Source organism: Nocardioides sp. (genome assembly GCF_031397825.1).
GTDB lineage: Bacteria > Actinomycetota > Actinomycetes > Propionibacteriales > Nocardioidaceae > Nocardioides.
The window spans coordinates 1-3,317 of sequence record NZ_JANNML010000035.1 but is presented as its reverse complement, the minus strand read 5'-3'; the positions used below and the strand labels follow the sequence as shown (position 1 = coordinate 3,317).

Annotated in this window: 3 protein-coding genes; 1 reads left to right on the top strand and 2 read right to left on the bottom strand. The window is 71.0% G+C overall.

What is annotated here, in order from left to right:
• Positions 1 to 39: 39 nt before the first annotated feature.
• Positions 40 to 1,305: a DDE-type integrase/transposase/recombinase gene (locus RMN98_RS02815; protein ID WP_309647285.1), complete on the bottom strand. Its 1,266-nt coding sequence runs from the start codon at positions 1,303 to 1,305 to the stop codon at positions 40 to 42.
• Positions 1,306 to 1,497: 192 nt separating this feature from the next.
• Positions 1,498 to 2,481, bottom strand: coding sequence for a hypothetical protein (locus RMN98_RS02810; RefSeq protein WP_309647284.1), 984 nt, complete (start codon positions 2,479 to 2,481; stop codon positions 1,498 to 1,500).
• Between the two features lie 94 nt (positions 2,482 to 2,575).
• On the opposite strand from RMN98_RS02810, the gene RMN98_RS02805 reads away from it, so the two are divergent.
• Positions 2,576 to 3,317: phosphatase domain-containing protein (locus RMN98_RS02805; protein WP_309647283.1), on the top strand; the 742-nt coding region annotated here is incomplete at its 3' end.

The window sequence follows — 3,317 nt, the reverse complement described above, 5'->3', positions numbered from 1 at the left end:
CGCTGTGTTGTGTCTCAGGACATCGCGGACACTTATGTCTCAGGACTTCGCGGACACATTCTTACGGGTCGGGTGCGCTGATTGGTAGCGGTTGCCGTGCTTGAGGGTGGCCTCGGCGATGAGCCTGGACTCGCTGATGATGCTGAGTTGTTGGCCTTGGCGGATCACGGTGACGCTCTTGCCGGCGTGAGCGCGTCCGATGCCTAGTGCGGTTCTGTTGAACAAGATCGTGCCGGTCTTGGTCACGATCTTGGTGCTGATCGTGGTCGTTGATGTCGCTCGTCCGGTGGGTCCGTCCTGGGGGCCGAGTTCGTATCGGTCGCGGGGTGTCAGTCCGTTGAGGTGGCGTCGTCGCCGGTCGTGGTTGTGCAGGGTCCGGTAGGTCTCCAGAGCGCTGTTGAGGTCGGCGAGGGTGGTGAACAGGGGTCTGCGGGCCAGCCACTTGCGCACCGCTCGGTGAGCACGTTCGCACTTGCCGCAGGTCTGGGGGTGCGCGATCGAGCTGGTGGGGTGGCGGATCCCGAGCGCGGTGAGGTTCTCGGTCAGCGCGCTGGTCCAGCCGCGGCGCGTGCCCGAGAACGCGGTGCCGTTGTCGGTGAGCAGCTCGGCGGGCAGCCCGTACCTGGCTGCTGCGGTCTGGAAGGTGGCCCACACGTCGGCGCCGTTCTCGCTAGGGACCGCGTGCAACGCGATGTCCATGCGTGAGCAGTCATCGACGATGTGCAGGATGCAGACCGGCGTGCCGTCGATCAACGCGACCTCGAAGCCGTCCATCTGCCAGCGAGTGTTGGGCTGGTCCGCCTCGAAGCGCCGAGTCGCTGCCCTGGGCCGACGCTGTGGCACCGCCACGACCTGACCGCGACGGGTCAAGATCCGGTTGATCGTGGCCCGCGAGGGCACCGCAGCCCCGGCGGGCCACTGCGCGTCCGACAAGATCTTTCGACGTGCTCGACGCGGATCGCGTGAGCGATGATCCGCGGCTGCGGTGCGGCACAGGTCGTCCAGGACGAACCAGATCGAGTCCGCACCCTCGTCCCAACCGTCCTCGACCAGTTCCTTCCTGGCTCGCACGACCAGGTCCTCGACCTCGGTGCTGATCGCGCCAGGCGAGGTCAACGGGCGCCGCGAGTCGGGGTAGAGCCCCTCGACCCCGAGGGTGCTGAACCGGCCGGCGTACTTGTAGAACTTCGTGGTCGAGCACCCGACCAACGCGCACTGCCTGCGGACGTTGAACCGCTCGCCCTCGACATAACGCGCCACCAACGCTGCGAACTCCGGAGACACCGGCACTCCATCCTTGGCCATGCCCCAGGCTCGTCCAACCAGGGCCACACAGCCGATCAGGTGTCCGCGATGTCTTGAGACTAAATGTGTCCGCGATGTCCTGAGCCTTCACAGAGCGCTGCACCGCAGGCTGCGGCACACGACTGCCAGGAGAGACCGCCAGCACCCGCCGCTGACGGCCATGAGGGCTCTGACGACGACGCGGTGACGCCGTCAGGAGGGGCAGACCGCGAAGGGCAGCTGCCTCTCGCGGGTGAGCCGTCCGGCCACGGCGGGGTCCGGCATCTGGAAGCCGATGCGGCCGCCGATCGGGTCGGCCACGCCCTGGGAGAAGCCCAGTCCCAGCTCGGGCTCGGTGGCGGGCAGGTTGCCGGCAAGGCGCATCCGCTCGAAGGCGTCCTCGCGACCGCTCCCCAGCCGCACCGTCGCGAGCTCGCCGCCGAGCGTCACGGAGAACATCTCGAGCGGCTCAAGGGCCGCCAGGTCGTCGGCCGGCACCGCCGCGAGGGTGGAGCGATCGGCTCCGAAGGCCTGGTCGAAGTCGAGGCAGTCGCGCTCGACGTACGTCGCGTTGGCCGCCGCCGGGCCCACGAGCGCGACCAGCTCCTCGGAGGTCGCCCAGCTCGCCTCGGGGTCGTCGGTCGTGCCGACCGTGACCAGGCGCAGCACGGCGTCGACGTCGGCTCCGGCCAGCGGACCGACGCCGTCCCGCACCGCACGCTGGACGCCCGCCATCGGGAGGTCGTCGCGCAGCGCCAGCACGAAGCCGTCCCCGGCGGGGCCGGTGAACGAGGCCTCCCAGCTCACGTCGTCGCGCGTGAAGCCGTAGTCGGCCGCCAGCTCCGCGTCGACCGGGGCCAAGAGGCCCTCCGACAGCAGCGGCGCCTGCGCGTCGGCGCGCCGCCAGAAGCGCTCGCGCACCGGCGCCGGGTCCTGCCCGGTCAGCAGCGAGGCACCCAGCAGCAGCCGCACCTGGTCGAAGTCGGTGACCGAGAGCGACGTCGCCTCCTCCGGCACCAGCGCGAGGACGGCCGCAGCGGCCTCCAGGCCGGGGTCGTACGACGGCGGGCCGGCGTCGACGAGCTCCTCCAGCGGGGGCGCCAGCGTGCGTGCGGGGCGGTCGGCACTGCACCCGCTCGTCAGCGACGTCGCCGTCACCGCCGCCGTCAGCAGCACGGCTGCACCCCATGACCTCACCGGAGCAGTTTGCCACCCCAGCGCCGCCACCGCCGACTCCTGCGACAACCGTGGTCCACCCGCCGTGCCGCCGCCCTCGCTAGGGTCGTCGACCATGAGCCAGCCGCACCGCGCCGCCCGGCTCGAACGACACGTCCGCGACGCGGTCGAGCAGCAGCTGGGCTCGCGGGGGTGGACGCCGCGTGTCGTGCCGTTCACCGGCTACGGATCGACCGGCGCAGGAGGGACCGGCTGGGTCCGGGTCCTGGCCCGGGTGCTGCTCGCCCCGCCCGGCACCCCGCGGGCCACGCGCACCGACGGACGGGGTTGGCGCCGCTTCGTGTCCACCTCGGCTGCCGGCGTGGCGATCACGATCGAGGTCGCCGGTCGGAACCACACCGTGACCAGCGGTCCGGACGGCTACGTCGACGCGCGGCTCGACGCCGACGTCGGCCCCGGGTGGACGACCGTCGTGCTCCGCGTCGCCGATGCCGACCCGGTCCACGCGCCCGTGCGCGTCGTGGGTCCCACCACGACCCTCGGCCTGCTGAGCGACCTCGACGACACCGTGATCGTGACGATGCTGCCGCGGCCCCTGCTGGCCTTCCGCAACGCGTTCCTGGTCCGCGAGGACGAGCGCCGGTCGGTGTCCGGCATGGCGGAGCTCTACGACGAGGTGGTGGCCGGCAGTGCCGACGTCTTCGTCGTCTACCTCTCCACGGGAGCGTGGAACACGGCTCGACCGATGACGGCGTTCCTCGATCGCCACGGCTTTCCGGCCGGTCCGCTGCTGATGACCGACTGGGGTCCGACCAGCGACGGCTGGTTCCGCTCGGGGCAGGACCACAAGCGCAGCA

Excerpts from the sequence above, each read along its gene's own strand:
- RMN98_RS02815 (WP_309647285.1), bottom strand. The coding sequence starts at position 1,305 with ATGGCCAAGGATGGAGTGCCGGTGTCTCCGGAGTTCGCAGCGTTGGTG.